Origin of the sequence: Mesorhizobium calcicola, from assembly GCF_042682105.1 — a bacterium.
Classification (GTDB): domain Bacteria; phylum Pseudomonadota; class Alphaproteobacteria; order Rhizobiales; family Rhizobiaceae; genus Mesorhizobium; species Mesorhizobium calcicola.
On the sequence record NZ_JBHUGY010000064.1, the window covers coordinates 17,219 to 36,543 of the forward strand.

Here is a 19,325-nt window from a genome sequence, read left to right on the forward strand (position 1 = left end):
GAGGCAATGCCTATTTCAGGCGTTCCCCTCCAGTCATCATCACGAGGCATCCATGACCGTCGTCACACCGAAATTCGGCATGGGCGCATCCGTGCTGCGGCGCGAGGATGCCGCCTTCATCCAGGGACAGGGCCGCTATACCGACGACATCCAGCCGGCTGGCGTCCTGCATGGCTATGTCCTGCGCTCGCCGGTCGCCAAGGCCAGTTTCACCATCGGTTCGACCGAGGCGGCGAAGGCTGCGTCCGGTGTGCATCTGGTGTTGACCGGCAAGGACCTTGCCCATCTCGGCGATCTCAAATCCGGCGTCATGCAGGAACAGCCGGACGGCACCAGGGCGCCGACCCGCGACATTCCGATCCTGTGCCGTGACCGCGTCAACTATGTCGGCGACGCCGTTGCCTTCGTCGTCGCCGACAGCCGCGCTTTGGCGCAGGATGCCGCCGAACTGATCGACGTCGACTATGACAGCGAAGATGCGGCGTCCGGAACCGCGACGGCGCTTGCCGAAGGCACGCCGCTGGTGTGGCCGGAACTCGGCTCCAACCGGGCTTTCAACTACCATATGGGCGATAAGAAAAAGACGGACGCGGCGTTCGCCAGCGCCGCCCATGTCACCCGCATCGAATTCGTCAACAACCGGCTGGTCTGCAACTACATGGAGCCGCGCTCGGCGATCGGCGAGTGGAACGTGCGGGAGAACCGCTTCGTGCTGACCACGGGGTCTCAGGGCGTGCATTCCATGCAGTACATCCTGGCCGGCCTGTTCAAGATCAAGAAGCACCAACTGCGCGTCATCACGCCGGATGTCGGTGGTGGTTTCGGACCGAAGAGCTTCGTCTACCGCGAATATCCGCTGGTGCTCGAAGCGGCAAAGCGGCTTGGCCGTCCGGTGAAATGGGCGGGCGACCGCACCGAACATTTTTTGACCGACGCGCAAGGCCGCGACAATGTCGTGGCTGCCGAGATGGCGCTGGACAAGGATGGCCGCTTCCTGGGCATGAAGGTGGACCTGCTCGCCAATATGGGCGCCTATGTCTCGCAATACGGTCCGTTCATTCCCTATATCGGCGTTACGATGTCGACCGGCGTCTACGATATCCAGGCGCTCGACGTCTCGGTCACCGGCCTCTACACCAACACCTGCCCGGTCGATGCCTATCGCGGCGCCGGCCGGCCGGAAGCGGCATTCCTGCTGGAGAAGCTGGTCGACGCCTGCGCCCACGATCTCGACCTACCCGTCGAAGAGATCCGCCGCCGCAATTTCATCCGGCCCGAGCAGTTTCCCTACCGCACGCAGACCGGCCGCCTCTACGACACTGGCGAGTTCGAAGGCCACATGAACCGCGCCATCGAACAAGCGGAATGGAAGGCGTTTCCGCGGCGGCTCGAACAGTCGAAAGCAGGCGGAAAGATCCGCGGTCTCGGCATGGCGACCTATATCGAGGCCTGCGCTTTCCCGGGTTCGGAGCCGGCCTTCGTCGAACTCAACGGCGACGGCACGGTGACGCTGAAGATCGGCACCCAGACCAACGGACAGGGGCACGCCACCGCTTACGCGCAATTCCTGTCGGAAAAGCTCAATCTCGACATCGACAAGATCCATGTCCGCCAGGGCGACACCGACGAATTGAAGGCCGGCGGCGGCACCGGCGGCTCGCGCTCCATTCCGCTCGGCGGCGTTTCCGCGTCACGCGCCGGCGAGGACCTGGCCAACAAGATCAAGCGCATCGCCGCCGATGAACTGGAGGCCTCGGCCGGCGACATCGAGCTGTCTGATGGCGTTGCCCGCATCGTCGGCACCGACCGGACCATCGATTTTTCGAGCATCGCCAAAGCCGCCAAAACCCCGGACGATCTCAAGGGGTTTGGCGAGTTCGTCCAGGACGAATGCACCTATCCCAACGGCACCCATATCTGCGAGGTCGAGATCGACCCCGATACCGGCGCGACCGACATCGTCCGCTACACCATCGTCGACGATTTCGGCGTCACCGTGAATCCGCTCCTGCTCGCCGGACAGGTGCATGGCGGCGTGGTGCAAGGCATTGGCCAGGCGCTGACCGAGGAGACGATCTATGGCGAGGATGGGCAACTGCTTACGGCAAGCTTCATGGACTACGCCATGCCGCGCGCCGACAATTTCCCGTTCTTCCATTTCGAGACCCGCAACGTGCCTTCGACCACCAATGCGCTCGGCATCAAGGGGGCAGGCGAAGCCGGCACCATCGGCTCGACACCGGCAGCACTCAACGCGGTGACCGATGCACTCTGGCGCGCCTACGGTGTCAAACACATCGACATGCCGGCAACACCGGCGCGCATCTGGGCAACGATCCGGGAAGCGGCTGCAGCGTGACAGCAAAACCAGCCGTCGACGCCGACGACCATGCCGGCGGGCACAACACGCTCACCGGCATCACGCTCAAGATCGTATCGGTGGCGGTCTTCGTCGGCATGTCGACCTGCATCAAGGCGGCGGGCACCGTTCCAGCGGGCCAGATCGTCTTCTTCCGATCTTTCTTCGCCATTTTTCCGATTGTTGCCTTTCTGGCTTTCAAGGGAAAACTCGGCACCGCATTCACCACCAAGCGCCCGCTCAATCACATCGCGCGCGGCGTCGTCGGCGTCTGCGCCATGGGGCTCGGCTTTTTCGCGCTGACGCGGCTGCCGCTGCCGGAGGCGATCACGCTGAACTACGCGCAGCCGCTGCTGGTGGTGGTGTTCAGTTCGATCTTCCTCGGCGAAGCCATTCGGGTCTATCGCTGGAGCGCGGTCGCGGTCGGCCTGGTCGGCGTGCTGATCATCTCCTGGCCGGAACTGACGCTGCTCAATTCCGACGAGGCGCTCGGCGACCAGGAAGTGCTTGGCGTCATCGCCGCTCTTGTCGCGGCTGCGATCTCGGCCGTCGCCATGCTGCTGGTGCGCAACCTCGTGCAGAGCGAGCGCACCGCGACCATCGTGCTGTGGTTTTCGGTGACGGCGAGCGTCATGGCGCTGCTGTCGCAGCCGTTCGGCTGGCAGGCGCTGACGCCGCGCCAGGCGGCTCTTCTGGTTGCCGCCGGTTTCTGCGGCGGCCTCGGCCAGATCCTGATGACGTCGGCCTATCGCCATGCCGAAGCCTCGGTCGTGGCGCCCTTCGAATACACCTCGATGATCCTTGGCGTCGTCGTCGGTTATCTCGTCTTTGGCGACGTCGCCACGCTCAACATGCTTGTCGGCGGCCTGATCGTCGTTGCCGCAGGCATCTTCATCATCTGGCGCGAGCGCCAACTCGGCCTGGAGCGCACCCGCACAAGAAAGGCGGCGCCGCCGCAGGGGTGATTACGATCGTTCGGCCAGCTCTTTCGCCAGCCGCACCAGCACCGCCCGCGTCTGCTCGTCGGCCGGGAAAAACGATTCGATCGCCAGCTCCGACAGCGTTACGTCGAGCGGTGTGCCGAACACGGTGATGGTGCTGATGAACGACAGCACCTGATCGCCATGCGCCAGCCTGAGCGGATGCACGATGGCATTCGGCTCGACCGGCGTTGGCTTGCTGCCCTTTAACCCGGACGGATAAGTCCGCAGTTCGCGCTCCAGGTCGATCAGAACCGGGTCGCCGCTCGCATCATTCTGGTGTTTGAGACGCTCAAGCAGATGCGTCCGCCACTCCGAGAGATTGACGATGCGCGGCGCGATGCCGCCCGGGTGCAGGCTCAGGCGAAGCACGTTGACCGGCGGCGTCAGCAGCGAAGGGTCCGTGACGTCGGCAAGAAATGGCGCGATAGCGGCGTTGGCTGAAACCAGGTTCCAGTGCCGGTCGACGGCCAGCGCCGGGAACGGCTCATGCCCCTTGAGCACGATCTCCACCGCCGCCATCGCCGGCGCCAGCGTCGCGTCGCTGAGCGACCGCTCGCCGAAGCTCGGGGCAAAGCCTGCCGCCAGCAGCAGCCGGTTGCGCTGCCGGAGCGGGATCGACAATTGCTCGGCCAGATGCAGCACCATGTCGCGCGACGGCGCGGCTCGGCCGCTCTCGACAAAGCTCAGATGCCGCTGCGAGATTTCGGCTTCCATGGCGAGGTCGAGCTGCGACATGCGCCGGCGGGTGCGCCATTCGCGAATGAGACTGCCGGCGGCATTTTGGGATGTCGTCATGGGAGCATGGTTAGGCTGCCAGCGGGCGCATTTCAATTACCTGGGAGGTTATGGCCCTGTCCTTCTCCCCTTGTGGGCCCACGAGGGGAGAAGGGAAGGGCTGCTGCCCGTTCACCCAATCGCCCGCAACTTCGCCTTCACTTCGAGAAAATCCCGCCACGCCAGCTTCTTGTGTGCAGGCGTCCGCAACAGATAGGCCGGATGCAGCGTCGGCATGGCGGGAATGGCGATGCCGGATGCCGTCGTGTGGACGCGCCAGTTGCCGCGCAGCCGCAAGATGCCTTCCGAGGTGTTGAGCAAGGTCTTGGCCGAGGGGCCGCCGAGATTGATCAGCACCTTGGGATTGACCAGCTCGATCTGCCGCTCGATGAACGGCCGGCAGATCTCGGTCTCGTGCGGCGTGGGCGTGCGATTGCCCGGCGGCCGCCACGGAATGACATTGGCGATGTAGACCGATGTGCGGTCGAGCCCGATCGCCGCCAGCATGCGGTCGAGCAGCCGGCCGGAGCGGCCGACGAAGGGCAGGCCCTCGATGTCCTCGTCGCGGCCGGGCGCTTCGCCGACCAGCATCACCGCGGCCTCCGGGTTGCCGTCGGCAAACACCAGGTTCTTGGCTGTGGTTTTGAGATTGCAGCCGTCGAAGGCCGCCATGTGCTGGCGAAGCTCGTCCAGGGTCGTTGCCATCGTCGCCAATTGGCGCGCCAGTGCCGCCTGCGCCTCGTCGGGAACCGCGGCGGTTGCGGACGGTGCGCGCGCAATAGGCGGCACATTTGCCCTGTCGCCGGGCTCGGGGCGGGACACGCTGGTCGAGCGAGGTAGCGCAACGGCGTCGGCGGACGGCGCCACCGCCCGCTCCACCGATTTGGGCGCCTCGGCGAACCGGTTCACAGGCTGGTCTTCAAGCGCTTCGTCAACGCCCGCGCTGGCGTAAAAGGCCAGTAGGTCGGCAAGGTCCGGTCTGTTGTTTGGGGAAGCGGCAATCATGCCGGCACATTCGTCCGCATGACGGCAATTTGCAAGGCTGGGCGGCGTTGGGCTCCGCGTCGAAATATGTTGAGATTCAGGGGAGGCCGTGCGGAAAATGGTGGTGTCCGAGAACCGGAGCGGAGCGTACGTAGAGTACGTGAGCACCGGAAGCGCAGGGCACCGCCGTTTGCAGGCCGGGATCGCCTGAATATCGGCATATTTCAGCCCGTCGGGATGCGCGGATCCTGCACCAGATAGAAGGTCCAGCGCGGCGTATAGTCGGTCATCAGGAATTCGAACCTGACTGTTTTCATCGGGTCGACCTTGCCGTTCTTGAACAGCAGGCGGTCATAGGGTTCGAAATCGCGGTCGAAATCGGCGAAATTGCTCGACCGGATGTTGTCGGGCGACTTGTTGCGCTGGTCGAACGAAAGCCCGTCGCCGAACACGCTCGGCTGGTTCAGGATCTCCTGCAGCTCGAACTGGAATTCAACCCAGGCCTGGCCGCTGTTGTTGAGCACGTCGATGCGCATATACATGATGCCGTTGGCGAATTCGCCGGCCGCGCCGAAGGCCTGGATCGGCTTTGTCGTGCGGATGGTCAGCGTCACCGGCGTTGATGAATTCAGCTCTTCGGTGATGACCAGCGGGTCGTCCTTCGTTCCGGTCCCCGAGGCGCCGGTGATATGGAAGCCGCCGAGCTCGTCGGAGAAGGAGTATGCGCCCGCGGCCCAGACTTTCACCTCGTCCGCGGCGGTATGACCCGGTGCCAGCATCGGAAGGGCCAAAAGGAGCGCCCGGCAGGCCCGGCCGGGCGTCGATGGAAAGCGCGTCGATGAAAAGCCGGCTGGCCCAGGAATGCGCATGGCGTGAAGTATGGCCGATAAGCAAGCCGCCGAACAATTAAAAACGTAAGCTCGCGTGCCATGTCAGACGAAAACACCCCATCCAGCCTCGCTATGCGCGACTTTTTGGCCAAAACGGCATTGTCACGTATGCGCCGGTTTCCTGTCGCCAATTGATGCGCTATGCAGCGCAGGAGCCAGCAAGATACCCGAATGGGATAAGCCAGTGCGGAGGGGTAGATGAGCGACATCGAACGCGAAAGCATGGAATTCGACGTGGTTGTCGTCGGCGCCGGCCCGGCCGGCCTTGCCGCCGCCATCCGCCTGAAGCAGGTCAATCCCGAGCTCTCGGTTGTCGTTCTGGAAAAGGGCGGCGAGGTCGGCGCCCATATCCTCTCCGGTGCCGTCGTCGATCCGATTGGCATCGACCGGCTGCTGCCGGGCTGGCGCCAGGAGGAAGGCCATCCTTTCAAGACGCCGGTCACGGCGGACCATTTCCTCGTGCTCGGTCCTGCCGGTTCGTTCCGTCTGCCCAACTTCCTGATGCCGCCGCTGATGAACAATCACGGCAACTACATCGTCTCGCTCGGCAATGTCTGCCGCTGGCTGGCGACCAAGGCCGAGGCGCTGGGCGTCGAGATCTATCCGGGCTTTGCCGCCGCCGGCCTGCTCTACAATGAGGAAGGCGCCGTCACCGGCGTCGTCACCGGCGACATGGGGGTCGAGAAGGACGGCACGCACGGCTCCGGCTTTGCACCGGGCATGGCGCTGATGGGCAAATACGTGCTGATCGGCGAGGGTGCGCGCGGTTCGCTCGCCAAGCAGTTGATCGCCAAGTACAAGCTGTCCGATGGCCGCGAGCCCGGCAAGTACGGCATCGGCCTCAAGGAGCTCTGGCAGGTCAAGCCGGAGAACCACAAGCCGGGCCTGGTGCAGCATTCCTTCGGCTGGCCGCTCGACATGAAGACCGGCGGCGGCTCCTTCCTCTACCATATCGAGGACAACCAGGTGGCGGTCGGCTTCGTCCTCCACCTCAATTACAAGAACCCCTGGCTGTCACCGTTCGAGGAATTCCAGCGCTTCAAGACCCATCCGGCAATCCGGGGCACCTTCGATGGCGCCAAGCGCCTGGGCTATGGCGCGCGCGCCATCACCGAGGGCGGCTGGCAATCGGTGCCGAAACTGTCCTTCCCCGGTGGCGCGCTGATGGGCTGCGCTGCGGGCTTCGTCAACGTGCCGCGCATCAAGGGCTCGCACAATGCCGTGCTGTCCGGCATGCTGGCGGCCGAACATGTCGCCGAGGCGATCGGCGCCGGCCGCGCCAATGACGAGCTTTCCTCCTACGAGGCAGCCTGGCGGGCAACCGACATCGGCAAGGACCTGAAGAAGGTGCGCAACGTCAAGCCGCTATGGTCGCGCTTCGGCACCATCGTAGGCGTCGGTCTCGGCGGCCTCGACATGTGGCTGAACACGCTGTTCGGCGTCTCGCCCTTCGGCACGCTCAAGCATGGCAAGGCCGATTATGCGACGCTGGAGCCGGCCGCCCAGCACCGGAAGATCGCCTATCCGAAGCCCGATGGTGTGCTGACTTTCGACCGCCTGTCCTCGGTGTTCCTGTCCAACACCAACCATGAGGAAAACGAACCGGTGCACCTGCTTGTCGCCGACATGGCCCTGCAGCAGCGCTCCGAACACGATGTCTTTGCCGGGCCCTCGACACGCTATTGTCCGGCCGGCGTCTATGAGTGGGTCGACAAGGACGGCAACGCCGCCGCCGATCCGGCGGCCAAGGACGTGCGCTTCGTCATCAACGCGCAGAACTGCGTCCACTGCAAAACCTGCGACATCAAGGACCCGAACCAGAACATCAACTGGATACCGCCGCAAGGCGGCGAGGGACCGGTCTACCAAGGCATGTGAAGTGCCCCGCGCCGGCGGCACTCTGCCGCCGGTCCGCTCGTCGTCGTTGAAAGGAGCCGGATATGCGCTTGCTCACTCTTTCAGGTCTGGCGATCATCGGCGCCTTGTTCGGCTCCGCGACGGCCGCATCGGCTGATGTGAAAATCCTGGTCAAGACGCAGACATACGACATCTCCGGCAAGACCGGAGAGGCTCTGATCGAGTCCATGGACCGCAACGGGCCGAGGCATGGCTTCATGGCTCGCACCATCGCACAGACCAGCTATACAAAGGCTTGGAACTTCGACCTTGTTGAGGTCAAGGGCACCTGCCGCATCGGGCAGGTCAACGGAACGCTCAACCTGAATTTCACCTATCCCCATGTCGCGTCCACCCTGCCGCCGGCACTCAGCAGGCGCTGGGCGCGGTTCTTCGCCGGCGTTCGTACGCATGAGGAGACCCATGGCGACATTGCCAGGCAGATGATGAAGGCGACCGAGAAGTCGCTTACGGGCCTGACTGTCCCCAATGACGCGCAGTGTTCCAGGACACGGCGCGAGGCGCGCCGGCGGATCGACGCTATCTTTGACGAATACGAGGCCAGGCAGAACGCCTTCGACGCGCGTGAGCACCGGGAAGGCGGTCACGTAGAATATCTGGTTGACGCCTTGGCGAAATCATAGAGCCTCATTCGCGGTTCCGGATGGAGCCGGTGCCCGTACGATAGATGCCGCAGGCTCAGATTCGTGGCTTGGCCGATGTCAGCGACGCGGTCGCGGTCTCGTGTTCGTCCGTCGGCTTTTGCTCGTTGAGCCTGAGCGAGAACTCAACCAGCACCGGCAGGTGGTCCGAGCCGGTTTCTTCCAGCCGTGTCGCGGAATGAATGGTCACCCCGCCCTTGCTGAAAACCTGATCGATCGGCAGGCCGGCGAAGCGCCGCAGGAAATCCGGCAACTTGATGTAGATCCAGGTCGGTCCCGCGGATGGCATAACGGTCAGCCCGCCGAGCGCGGCGACGCGGCGCACGGCGGCACTCCACGGCACGGCGTTGCAGTCGCCCGCCATGATGGCCGTCTCGCCTAGCGAGGAGAGCGATTCCGCAAGCTCACCGATCTGCCAGTGCTGCTCGCGTGGCCATGGCCAGCTGAGATGGATCGCCGCGACATCGGCGTCAATACCGCCGAAGTCGACGGTCGCCATAGCCATGGCGCCGCGCCGCTCGCAACGCGGCTCGGTGCCGGCGGCAAAGGGCCGCCGCGACAGCAGTGCGACGCCGAATATGCCGTTCGGGTAGGGACAAAGGATCCGGTATGGGTACGCGCTGGTGATGTAGCCAAGCTCGGTCGTCCACATCGCCGACACCTCGTCGAGGGTGATCACGTCGGGATTGGTCCGGCCAATCAGCGACAGCACCTTCTTCGGCGTCGGATTGTCGTAGCGCAGGTTCATCTGCAGCAGCTTGTAAACCGCGTGGTCTTCGTTCTTGGCTTCATAAGCCGCCTGGACCGGCCACAAACGCGAAAATGGCAGCGCGCTGGAGGTGGTGGCAAAGGCCGCCAGGGCAAAAAGCAGCGCCGCGGCCGCTTGCAGGCGAAATGGCGTGGCCAGCAGCGGCAGCGCGCAAAGCGCCATCAGCACGGCAAGATGAACGCGGAAATGCGAGAAGGAATCGAAGGCCGGATGCAGCGTTCCGAAGAACCCGGCGACCAGCGCAACCGAGAACATCATCATCGCGATGAATGCCAGTGAAGCTGCCATGTCTCGACTGCGTCTCATCGGGTCAGGTCTGCATGGGTTGCCAGAAATGCTGCTGGCACGGTTATCTGCAAAAATGCGGCCCAATCAAGATGAAGAAATGCCCGTGCGAAGCGTGATCAGCCTATTGGAACGCCGTCTCCGAAAAACTTCTCAGCTTGCGTGAATGCAGCCGCTCCATCGGCATTTCCGCGAGCTTCTCCATCGCCCTGATGCCGATGGTCAGGTGCTGCGCCACCTGGCGCTTGTAGAACTCGGTCGCCATGCCGGGCAGCTTCAACTCACCATGGAGTGGTTTGTCCGAAACGCACAGCAGCGTGCCGTAGGGCACGCGGAAGCGGAAGCCGTTGGCCGCGATCGTCGCCGATTCCATGTCGAGCGCGATGGCGCGCGACTGCGACAGTCGCTGCACCGGTCCGCGCTGGTCGCGCAGTTCCCAGTTGCGGTTGTCGATGGTGGCAACGGTGCCGGTGCGCATGATGCGCTTGAGGTCATAGCCGGACAGGCCGGTAACCTCTGCGACAGCTTCCTGCAGCGCCACCTGGATCTCGGCCAGCGGCGGGATCGGCACCCAGACAGGAAGATCGTCGTCGAGGACGTGATCCTCGCGCACATAGGCATGCGCCAGCACATAGTCGCCGAGCGCCTGGGTGTTGCGCAGCCCGGCGCAATGGCCAAGCATGACCCAGGCATGTGGCCTCAGCACCGCGATATGGTCGGTGATCGTCTTGGCGTTGGAAGGCCCGACGCCGATGTTGACCATGGTGATGCCGCCATGGTTCGGCTTCTTCAGATGATAGGCCGGCATCTGTGGCAGGCGCGGCGGTGCGGCCCCTTCGCTGGGCGCGCTTTGCCCAACCTTGGTGATGACATTGCCCGGCTCGACGAACTCGGTATAGCCGTCGCCGCCATTGGCCATCAGGTCGCGGGCGCGGGCGACGAACTCGTCGATGTAGAACTGATAATTGGTGAACAGCACAAAGTTCTGAAAATGCTGCGGCGTGGTCGCCGTATAGTGCGACAGGCGGTGCAGCGAATAGTCGATGCGCTGTGCCGTGAAGGGCGCCAATGGCCGCGGTTCGCCGAAGGCCACTTCGAAAGTGCCGTTGGCGATCTGGTCGTCGGTGCCGTCGAGGTCCGGGACGTCGAACAGGTCGCGGATCGGCCGCTTGATGCGCTCGGCCGTTGTGCCGTCGACATGGGTGCCTTCGAGAAAGGCGAAATGCAGCGGGATGGGCGTGGTCGATTCCGAAACGGTGACCGCGACACCATGATTGCGCATGATCAGGCGCAACTGCTCGATCAGGTAGCTCTCGAACAGGCCCGGTTGGGTGATCGTGGTCGAAAAATGCCCGGGCGTCGGCATATGGCCATAGGCCTGGCGCGAGTCGATCTGGGTGAACGAATTGGTGGTGACGCCGATCTCCGGGTAGAAGGCGCGGTAGCGCTTGCCGTTGTCGCCGCCCGCTGCCGCCAGCGCCGCAAAGGAGTCGCGCAGGAACCTGGTGTTGCGGTCGTACAGCGCCTGCAGTGCCGCGACGGCCTTTTCGGCGCGATCAAAGCTTTGCCGGCCAAAAGGCTCCGGCATGACGACCGATTCGATGGGTTGTGGATAGATTCGCTTTTCCATGGCTCAATATAGAGACTTGGATCGGCACTTGGGAGGGGTGTCGCGATCGAAGGCAGCCAAAGCGTCTTTTTTCTTTAACCGCGCTGCAGGCTGACCAGGAGCACGAAGCCGACGCCGGACTTCTTCAAAGCTGGCGCTTCGATCGTCGAACCGGCATCGGCGCGCATCATCGGCACGGCCAGCACCGGAGCGGCGAGAACCATCAGGATAAGCGCCGCCCGCGGCAGAAGCCGAAGGGTCTTGAGAGTGTTGGCGGCGATGCGGTTCATGGTGTTCTGCTTTTCTTTTCGAGGTCTTGGTTTCTTTGTTCAGTTGCGAAGATGGGTGGGGCAGGCGAGGCGGCAGGTTCTGGAACTGGCCTCGTCCCAGGCGCGGGCTGGACGGCCCGCTTCGGCGACGAGGATGGCGAAGAACATTCCAAACAGGCTCATCAGCAGGCAGACGATGGCGAAGCGGCGAGCAAGCATTGGGTCGTGTCTCCTTCAACACGCAGGAGAATGCCCGAGCGCGACTGAACCGGCTCTGATGCCGGCGTTCATCTGCGGTTCAAATTGGTTGACGGGCTTTGTCGGCGCCAGCGTCGGTTTGGACGGGTGCTGGCCGGTCTCGAGCATCACCGGCGCAGGATGTCTCGATAAAACGAAAACGGGGCCCGTTGGGGCCCCGTTGTCATGTCGCAAGGATACGATCGATCAGAGCTTGTGCCAGGTCTGGCTCTTGCAGATCAGTCCGCCGAGCACGCAGCCGCTCATCTTAAGCGAGGTGCCCGACAATGTTGCCTTGCCCGAATAGGTCTTGTCGTTTGCCGGATCGGTGATGCTGCCGGCATATTTGTTGTCGCCTGCCGCCTCGAGCGAGCCAATGGTCTTGCCGGCATATTTGCCGGACTTGAGCGTGATGGAAAATGCGCCGCCGCCAGCGATGGCCGCGGTATCGCCGGCCTGCGTCTTCCAGTTGCCTTCGATCGGATCGGCCGACGCCGCGCCAGCCATGATCAATGTGGCCGCAAGGGCCAGGCTTACTTTTCGAAACATGCTCTTCCTCCCTTTGGATGTCCGGCCGGATGCTCCGCCTCGCCGGTCTGCCGCTTACGCAAACGTAAGCTAGTCCAGCTCCCGGCAAAACAAAAGCGGTGCCGCTGCGGAAGACTTTGGGATTTTGAAAAGGCGCCAATGCGGGCCGCGCGGGCAAGAAAAGGAAGGCATCGGCGGATCGTGTTTGTTTCCCGTGGTTAGCGGAGTGTTGATTCTCGCCACGAAAATTTTCGTCAAATTTGGCGAAAACCAGCGCGATTGCTGGCTTTGTATCCTTAACGAATTTCCGCGTTTACCTCTTGTTTTAGCTTTGTTTTCCTCAAATTAAGCACGCCATTTAACGACGGATTCAAGCCTCCACGGCATTCTCGAAAGCATCGGAAGAGCAGCCCGCAAGGACAAACGAAGGCAGCTCTCGGGAGCCAGACAGGGCCAGAACAGGGGATTTGAAAATGGCACGTTTTGAAATGCTTGAAGCAGGCTTCGGCGCCATGGGGGCAACAGCCCAGGCCGACATTCTTTTCGAACTGGGCATGATGTATGCGACCGGCCGCGATTGCGAGACCGATGTCGTTGCCGCCCACAAATGGTTCAACATCGCCGCGATCAAGGGCTCGGCCCGCGCCGCGGAACTGCGTTCGGAACTTTCGGCGGCGATGTCGAAGGTCGAGATTGCCAAGGCGCTTCGCGAAGCCCGCGAATGGATGACCATGCACTGAGATCGGCCAATCGCGGATAGACTACCGAAGACAGGGAAGCCCCGGGATCAAGACCGCACAGACGGCCAGACCCGGCGGAACAGAAGGCCGCGCAAGACGGTCGACGACCTCGAGCATGATCCCGAAAAGCGGAATCCGATTTTCTCGGACAAACGGAAACCGTATGTCCGGAGATCAGGCTCGAACAAAGAGATAGAAAAGAACGCGGCAGGCCGGAAAGGCTCAGTCGCGCGACGCGGGGAGGTGAGCGGGATTTCGGGGTGCGGGGGCGCTTGGGGACCGCTTGACGGGCAAAAAGCCACGACCAGCCGAAACAAGGCTGGCGTGGCTTTTTTGCGTGGAAGACGTCTTGCAGGCCCAATCGAGTGCCGCCGATGCGCCTAGACAGGCCCGGTGAAGGGTGAAATTGTCCCGCCTCTATGGAAGAAGCGCGGCCGGGCGGCCGCGCGTGAGTGGAGGAGTTCTACCATGAAAAAAATAAGTATTTTGAGCGCGGCCGTTTTTGGCCTGATGATGAGTGCGCCGGTTGCATTCGCCGACGACATCACCTTTGCGGTGGTCGGTCCGATGACCGGACAACTCGCCACCATCGGCGATCAGTTCAAGCAGGGCGCACAGGCCGCTGCTGACGCAATCAACGCGGCGGGCGGTGTCGACGGTCGCCAGATCAAGCTGAGCATCCAGGACGACCAGTGCGATCCCAAGCAGGCCGTTTCGGTCGCCAACCGCATCGTCGCCGATGGCGTCAAGTTCATCGACGGCCACGCCTGCTCGGGTTCGAGCATTCCGGCCTCCGCCGTCTATGCCGAGGCCGGCGCCCTGATGATGAGCCCGGCCTCGTCGAACCCGGTGCTGACCGACGCGGCGGCCAAGGCCGGCTGGCCGACGATCATGCGCCTTTATACGCGCGACGACGCGCAGGGGGCCTTCATCGGCCCGTGGATCGCCAAGAAGTTTGCCGGCAAGAACGTCGTCATCCTGCACGACAAGAGCGCCTACGGACAGGGCGTGGCTGACGCCGTCAGGGCAACCATGAATACCGGCGGCCTCAAGGAAGTGTATTATGACGGCATCAATGCCGGCGAGAAGGACTATTCGGCTCTCGTCACCAAGCTCAAGGACTTGAAGGCCGACGTGGTCTATTTCGGCGGTTACCATCCGGAAGCCGGCCTGATCCTGCGTCAGTCGGCGGAACAGAACCTGAAGTACCAGCTGATCATGCCGGACTCCATCGCCTCACCGGAATTCTGGCAGGTCGCCGGCCCGGCCGGCGAGGGCACCATGTTCGTCTTCCCGTCGGATCCGCAGGCAAAGCCCGAAGCCAAGGCAGCCGTCGAGAAGATCAAGGCGGGCGGCTTCGTGCCGGAAGGCTTCACGCTGTTCTCCTACGCGGTGATCCAGGCCTTTGCCGAGGGCGTCAAGCGCGCCGGCAGCGACGATCCGGCCAAGGTTGCCGAAGCGCTGAAGAACGGCACGCCGATCAGCACCGTTGTCGGCAACGTCACCTTCGACGAAAAGGGTGACCTCAAGAATGCCAGCTACGACATCAACCAGTGGCACGACGGCAAGTACGCGCCGATCGCGCAGTAATCGTCGCCCTGGCGGCCACATAGCGTAAAGGAATGGCCGGGTTCGTCCCGGCCATTTTTCTTTGTCGTCCGCTTTCGGCTGTCAGCTTGCGGCAGCGGCCGAAGGGTTCTGGTCCTCGACGAACCGCACCAGCACGGTCCCCTCGGTGACCTGCGCTCCTTCGGTGGCGATCTCGGCGATCACCCCGTCATGCGGGGCGGCAATGGTATGCTCCATCTTCATCGCTTCGAGGATCAGCAGCGGCCGGCCCTTGATCACAACATCGCCTTTTGCCGCGCGCACCAGCTTGACCAGTCCCGGCATCGGTGCGCGCAGGCTGCCGGCGCCTGCTGCCGCCTCATCCGCCCGGCCCAGCGGGTCCGGCACGGCGAAGGTATAGCCAACGGCGCCTTCGAACACGGCGATGTGGCCAGGCCAGCGGGCAAGGCGTGGCGCGGCGCGAAAATCATGTGAATTGGTGTCGTCAAAAGGCTTGTCCAACGCCACCTGGAACCGCCCGTCCGGCCGCACCGAAACCCTTGCCGCGATGTCGTCATCGCCGAACTTCAGCCGTGTGCGCCGCGCCACGCCGTGGAAATGCGCATAGCCGGCAAGCGACGACCACGGATCGTCGGATGGCGGCGATGCTCCGGCACCTGAGGCCGCAAGCGCGGCTGCCGCAACGATTTCGCCGCTCGGCGGCGGTACGATCGTCAATGTCTCCTGATGCCTGGCGATCAGGCTCGTGTCGACATCGCCTGCGGCAAAGTCCGGGTCGGTGGCGAGGGCGGCAAGAAAGGCGGTGTTGACGGTCGAGCCGGCAATCTCGGTTCGCGACAGCGCCGCGCCGAGCGCGTCCAGTGCTGCCTGCCTGTCCTTTGCGTGGACGACCAGCTTGGCGATCATCGGGTCGTAATAGGGTGAAATGGCATCGCCGGCCCGCACGCCGGTCTCGATGCGCATCGTGGCGCCTTCGGGGGCTGCGTCCGGAAACTTCAGATGATGCAACGTGCCGGTTGCCGGCAGGAACCCCTTTGCTGCATCCTCGGCATAGATGCGCGCCTCGAAGGCATGACCGGCAAGCGTGATCTCGCTCTGCGTCTTCGGCAGCTGTTCGCCGCTGGCGACCCGCAACTGCCACTCGACCAGGTCGGTGCCGGTCACCATTTCGGTGACCGGGTGTTCGACCTGCAGGCGGGTGTTCATTTCCATGAACCAGAAGCGGTCGGCCTTGAGGCCCTGCGAGGCGTCGACGATGAACTCGATGGTGCCGGCGCCGGAATAGTTGATCGCCTTGGCGGCTTTCACCGCCGCATCCGTCATCGCCTTGCGCAGTGCCGGTGTCATGCCGGGGGCGGGGGCTTCCTCGATCACCTTCTGGTGCCGCCGCTGCGCCGAGCAGTCCCGCTCATAGAGGTGCACGGCGTTACCGAGATTGTCGCCGAACACCTGCACCTCGATGTGTCGCGGTTTGTCGACATATTTCTCGACCAGCACGCGGTCGTCGCCGAAAGCGGCTTTCGCCTCGCGCCGCGCGCTGGACAGTGCCTCGGAAAACTCATCGGGGTGCTCGACCCGGCGCATGCCCTTGCCGCCGCCGCCGGCGCGTGCCTTGATCAGCACGGGATAACCGATCTCGCGCGCCTTGGACGCCAGCAGCACGATCTCCTGCGCCTCGCCATGGTAGCCCGGCACCACTGGCACGCCGGCCTTTTCCATCAGTCGCTTGGCGGCATCCTTCAGTCCCATGGCGCGGATCGAAGCCGCCGACGGACCGATGAAGACCAACCCCGCCGCCACCACCTGGTCGACGAAATCAGGGTTTTCCGACAGGAAGCCGTAACCGGGATGAATGGCTTGCGCGCCTGTCGCCAAGGCTGCCGCGACAATCTTGTCGCCGCGCAGATAGCTTTCGCCGACGGGCGAGGGGCCGATGGGCACGGCTTCGTCGGCCAACTCGACATGCAGGGATTTCGCATCGGCATCCGAGTAGACGGCAACGGTGTGCACGCCCAGCTTGCGCGCCGTGCGGATGACCCGGCAAGCGATCTCGCCGCGATTGGCGATCAGGATCTTGGCGAACATGGAGCCTCCCGGGTTTGCCTCGGGCGGCGCCAGTCCGGCCGCCGGCTTACTTCGACGCAGCGATCGTGCAGCCGCCGCTTGCGGTCTTGACCTTCCACCTGGCGAAGCCGGTCTGACAGGCACGCAACGCAGTCTCCTCGGCGGCCTTCTGCGAAGGTGCGTTCAGCTTCACGCTGCAGAAAATATGGAGATCGACGACGCGCGAATAGAACGTCGTGGCGTAGGCCGAATGGCCGCTCGCCGCGATATAGGCGAGGTAGGATTTGTAGCAGGCTTCCTTCGGATCGAGCGACAAGGTCGGAGAAAACCGCTTGTCGCCCATCTTGCCCGCCAGCGATTCCGCCGAACCGGCGCCATGTGTTGCGAATATGAGCAAACTTGCAAGTATCGAAGCAATCGTCTTCTGGCAATATTCCAGTTTCATTTCCGCCCTGTCCCCATTGCACTGTGCGGGATGAGCGATAGCGAATATTTTGTTTCGCCGCCAGCTGGCCAGCGGAGATTCGACGCGGCCTATTCTGGTCAATCGGTTGGTCCATACAGTTCAGCCTTTTCGCAGGGCAGCAACGGCCTGCCGGTATAGTTCCGCCGTTTGGTCGTCGAAGCAGCAAAAAATGACGGTTTCCGGCAGTGTTCGTTTCTCGATGAACCTGCTGACCGTGTCGACGGCGATCTGCGTCGCCTCTTCTTTCGGGTAGCGGTAGACACCCGTGGAGATCGCAGGAAACGCTACGGTGCGGCAGTCATTGGCGGCGGCGAGTTCGAGCGAGCGGATATAGCAAGAGGCCAGCAATTCGGCTTCGCCCTTGCCGCCGCCTTGCCAGACCGGCCCGACCGTGTGGATGATGTGTCGCGCCGGCAGTTTGTAGCCCTTGGTGATCTTGGCTTCGCCGATCTTGCATCCATTCAACATGCGGCATTCGAACTCGAGCTCACGGCCGGCCGCACGGTGAATCGCGCCATCGACCCCGCCACCACCGAGAAGCGAGGTGTTGGCGGCGTTGACGATGGCATCGACGGCCATTTTGGTGATGTCGCCGGCATGAACCTGAATCCGCGCACGATCGTTCATGTCACATCCTGAACACGCCGAAGCGCGTCTCCTCGATCTCGGCGTTGCGCGCGGCGGACAGGCTGAGCGCCAGCACCTCGCGCGTCTTCGCCGGGTCGATGATGCCGTCGTCCCAGAGGCGGGCGGACGAGTAGAGCGGGTGGCCCTCGTGCTCGTATTTCATCAGGATCGGCTTCTTGAACTTTGCCTCCTCCTCGGCGCTCCATTCGCCGCCCTTGCGCTCGATGCCTTCGCGCTTGACCATGGCGAGCACCGTTGCCGCCTGTTCGCCGCCCATCACCGAGATGCGGGCATTCGGCCACATCCACACGAAGCGCGGTGAATAGGCGCGGCCGCACATGCCGTAATTGCCGGCGCCGAACGAACCGCCGATGATGACAGTCACCTTCGGCACCCTGGCGGTGGCCACCGCCATCACCAGCTTGGCGCCGTCCTTGGCGATGCCGCCCGCTTCATATTTTCTGCCGACCATGAAGCCGGTGATGTTCTGCAGGAAAACAAGCGGGATCTTGCGCTGGCAGCAGAGCTGGATGAAGTGCGCGCCCTTCAATGCGCTATCGGAAAACAGCACGCCGTTGTTGGCGATGATGCCGACCGGCATGCCATGGAGATGGGCAAAGCCGGTGATCAGCGTGGTGCCGTAATTCTGCTTGAACTCATCGAATTCGGAGCCGTCGACGATGCGCGCGATCACCTCGCGCACGTCATAGGGCTGGCGCAGATCCGTCGGTACGATGCCGTACAACTCATCCGCTGCGTGAAGCGGTGGAATCGATCTCTGTAAGTTTAGGCTTACGGTCTTGTTCCGATTCAGGTTTTTGACGATACGACGACAGATTGCGAGCGCATGGTCGTCGTCCAGCGCATAGTGGTCGGCAACGCCGGAAAGGCGGGTGTGCACGTCCGCGCCGCCGAGGTCCTCGGCGCTGACGTCTTCACCGGTGGCCGCTTTCACCAGCGGCGGCCCGCCGAGGAAGATGGTCGCCTGGTTGCGCACCATGATCGTCTCGTCCGACATTGCCGGCACATAGGCGCCGCCCGCTGTGCACGAACCCATGACGCAGGCGATCTGCGGGATGCCGGCCGCCGACATGTTTGCCTGGTTGTAGAAGATGCGGCCGAAATGCTCGCGGTCGGGAAACACCTCGTCCTGGTTGGGTAGATTGGCGCCGCCGCTGTCGACCAGATAGATGCAAGGCAGATTGTTCTGCAGCGCGATCTCCTGCGCCCGCAAGTGCTTCTTCACGGTCAGCGGATAATAGGTGCCGCCCTTCACCGTGGCGTCGTTGACGACGATCATCACCTCGGTGCCTTCGACACGACCGATGCCGGCGATCAAGCCGGCCGCGGAAATCTCCTCGCCATACATCGACCATGCCGCGAACTGGCCGATCTCGAGGAAGGGCGAGCCGATGTCGAGCAACTGCGCAAGGCGCTCGCGCGGCAAAAGCTTGCCGCGGGAAACGTGGCGTTCCCGCGCCTCGTCCGACCCGCCGCGCTCGACGCCTGCCGCCTTGTCCGCGATGTCGGCGACCAGCGCCCGCATGCGCTCGGCATTGGCGCGAAAGGTGTCTGAGGCGGGGGAGATCTGGGTTTGCAATGTAGCCATGATCG

18 protein-coding genes are annotated in these 19,325 nt (G+C 63.3%); 6 read left to right on the forward strand and 12 right to left on the reverse strand.

Going from position 1 to position 19,325, the window contains the following annotated elements:
* The first annotated feature begins 52 nt into the window (after window positions 1–52).
* Both ACFSQT_RS33025 and ACFSQT_RS33030 read left to right on the forward strand, forming a co-directional pair.
* Window positions 53–2,359: a xanthine dehydrogenase family protein molybdopterin-binding subunit gene (locus ACFSQT_RS33025; RefSeq protein WP_379025953.1), complete on the forward strand. Its 2,307-nt coding sequence runs from the start codon at window positions 53–55 to the stop codon at window positions 2,357–2,359.
* Complete coding sequence (locus ACFSQT_RS33030; protein ID WP_379025955.1) at window positions 2,356–3,324, forward strand: DMT family transporter; 969 nt, start codon at window positions 2,356–2,358, stop codon at window positions 3,322–3,324. The genes ACFSQT_RS33025 and ACFSQT_RS33030 overlap by 4 nt, the downstream gene beginning before the upstream one ends.
* Here ACFSQT_RS33030 and ACFSQT_RS33035 read toward each other — a convergent pair whose 3' ends face one another.
* From ACFSQT_RS33035 to ACFSQT_RS33045, 3 genes are all read right to left on the reverse strand, one after another.
* Entirely contained in the window at window positions 3,325–4,137 is an 813-nt protein-coding gene (locus ACFSQT_RS33035; protein ID WP_379025957.1) for a helix-turn-helix domain-containing protein, read from the reverse strand.
* Between the two features lie 111 nt (window positions 4,138–4,248).
* A complete protein-coding gene (locus ACFSQT_RS33040) occupies window positions 4,249–5,121 on the reverse strand; it encodes a uracil-DNA glycosylase (RefSeq protein ID WP_379025959.1) in 873 nt (290 codons plus the stop codon).
* A gap of 203 nt (window positions 5,122–5,324) precedes the next feature.
* Window positions 5,325–5,969: a hypothetical protein gene (locus ACFSQT_RS33045; RefSeq protein WP_379025961.1), complete on the reverse strand. Its 645-nt coding sequence runs from the start codon at window positions 5,967–5,969 to the stop codon at window positions 5,325–5,327.
* Between the two features lie 219 nt (window positions 5,970–6,188).
* On the opposite strand from ACFSQT_RS33045, the gene ACFSQT_RS33050 reads away from it, so the two are divergent.
* Both ACFSQT_RS33050 and ACFSQT_RS33055 read left to right on the forward strand, forming a co-directional pair.
* Window positions 6,189–7,868, forward strand: coding sequence for an electron transfer flavoprotein-ubiquinone oxidoreductase (locus tag ACFSQT_RS33050; RefSeq protein WP_379025963.1), 1,680 nt, complete (start codon window positions 6,189–6,191; stop codon window positions 7,866–7,868).
* A gap of 62 nt (window positions 7,869–7,930) precedes the next feature.
* Window positions 7,931–8,530 (forward strand): DUF922 domain-containing protein, encoded by a 600-nt coding sequence (locus ACFSQT_RS33055; protein ID WP_379025965.1) that lies wholly within the window; start codon window positions 7,931–7,933, stop codon window positions 8,528–8,530.
* A 55-nt stretch (window positions 8,531–8,585) separates the two neighbouring features.
* On the opposite strand, the gene ACFSQT_RS33060 is transcribed toward ACFSQT_RS33055, so the two are convergent.
* The 5 genes from ACFSQT_RS33060 to ACFSQT_RS33080 all read right to left on the reverse strand — a co-directional run bounded on the left by ACFSQT_RS33060 (window position 8,586) and on the right by ACFSQT_RS33080 (window position 12,266).
* Complete coding sequence (locus ACFSQT_RS33060; protein ID WP_379025967.1) at window positions 8,586–9,605, reverse strand: endonuclease/exonuclease/phosphatase family protein; 1,020 nt, start codon at window positions 9,603–9,605, stop codon at window positions 8,586–8,588.
* A gap of 121 nt (window positions 9,606–9,726) precedes the next feature.
* Complete coding sequence (locus tag ACFSQT_RS33065; protein ID WP_379025969.1) at window positions 9,727–11,190, reverse strand: AMP nucleosidase; 1,464 nt, start codon at window positions 11,188–11,190, stop codon at window positions 9,727–9,729.
* Window positions 11,191–11,306: 116 nt separating this feature from the next.
* Complete coding sequence (locus tag ACFSQT_RS33070; protein WP_379025971.1) at window positions 11,307–11,501, reverse strand: hypothetical protein; 195 nt, start codon at window positions 11,499–11,501, stop codon at window positions 11,307–11,309.
* A gap of 39 nt (window positions 11,502–11,540) precedes the next feature.
* Window positions 11,541–11,699: a hypothetical protein gene (locus ACFSQT_RS33075; protein WP_379025973.1), complete on the reverse strand. Its 159-nt coding sequence runs from the start codon at window positions 11,697–11,699 to the stop codon at window positions 11,541–11,543.
* Window positions 11,700–11,924: 225 nt separating this feature from the next.
* Window positions 11,925–12,266 carry a DUF2147 domain-containing protein gene (locus ACFSQT_RS33080; RefSeq protein ID WP_379025975.1) on the reverse strand — a complete coding sequence of 114 codons (342 nt, stop codon included), beginning with the start codon at window positions 12,264–12,266 and terminating at the stop codon, window positions 11,925–11,927.
* A gap of 452 nt (window positions 12,267–12,718) precedes the next feature.
* On the opposite strand from ACFSQT_RS33080, the gene ACFSQT_RS33085 reads away from it, so the two are divergent.
* Both ACFSQT_RS33085 and ACFSQT_RS33090 read left to right on the forward strand, forming a co-directional pair.
* On the forward strand, window positions 12,719–12,985 hold the full coding sequence (locus ACFSQT_RS33085; protein WP_010915070.1) for an SEL1-like repeat protein: 267 nt from the start codon (window positions 12,719–12,721) through the stop codon (window positions 12,983–12,985).
* A 468-nt stretch (window positions 12,986–13,453) separates the two neighbouring features.
* The gene (locus ACFSQT_RS33090) at window positions 13,454–14,575 is read left to right on the forward strand and encodes an ABC transporter substrate-binding protein (RefSeq protein ID WP_379025977.1); all 1,122 of its coding nucleotides are present in this window, start codon (window positions 13,454–13,456) and stop codon (window positions 14,573–14,575) included.
* A gap of 81 nt (window positions 14,576–14,656) precedes the next feature.
* On the opposite strand, the gene ACFSQT_RS33095 is transcribed toward ACFSQT_RS33090, so the two are convergent.
* From ACFSQT_RS33095 to ACFSQT_RS33110, 4 genes are all read right to left on the reverse strand, one after another.
* On the reverse strand, window positions 14,657–16,639 hold the full coding sequence (locus ACFSQT_RS33095; RefSeq protein ID WP_379025979.1) for an acetyl/propionyl/methylcrotonyl-CoA carboxylase subunit alpha: 1,983 nt from the start codon (window positions 16,637–16,639) through the stop codon (window positions 14,657–14,659).
* A gap of 46 nt (window positions 16,640–16,685) precedes the next feature.
* On the reverse strand, window positions 16,686–17,063 hold the full coding sequence (locus tag ACFSQT_RS33100) for a hypothetical protein (RefSeq protein ID WP_379025981.1): 378 nt from the start codon (window positions 17,061–17,063) through the stop codon (window positions 16,686–16,688).
* A 120-nt stretch (window positions 17,064–17,183) separates the two neighbouring features.
* On the reverse strand, window positions 17,184–17,711 hold the full coding sequence (locus ACFSQT_RS33105) for an O-acetyl-ADP-ribose deacetylase (RefSeq protein ID WP_379025983.1): 528 nt from the start codon (window positions 17,709–17,711) through the stop codon (window positions 17,184–17,186).
* Between the two features lies 1 nt (window position 17,712).
* Window positions 17,713–19,320, reverse strand: a complete 1,608-nt coding sequence (locus tag ACFSQT_RS33110) for a carboxyl transferase domain-containing protein (RefSeq protein ID WP_379025985.1) — start codon at window positions 19,318–19,320, stop codon at window positions 17,713–17,715.
* Window positions 19,321–19,325 lie beyond the last annotated feature (5 nt).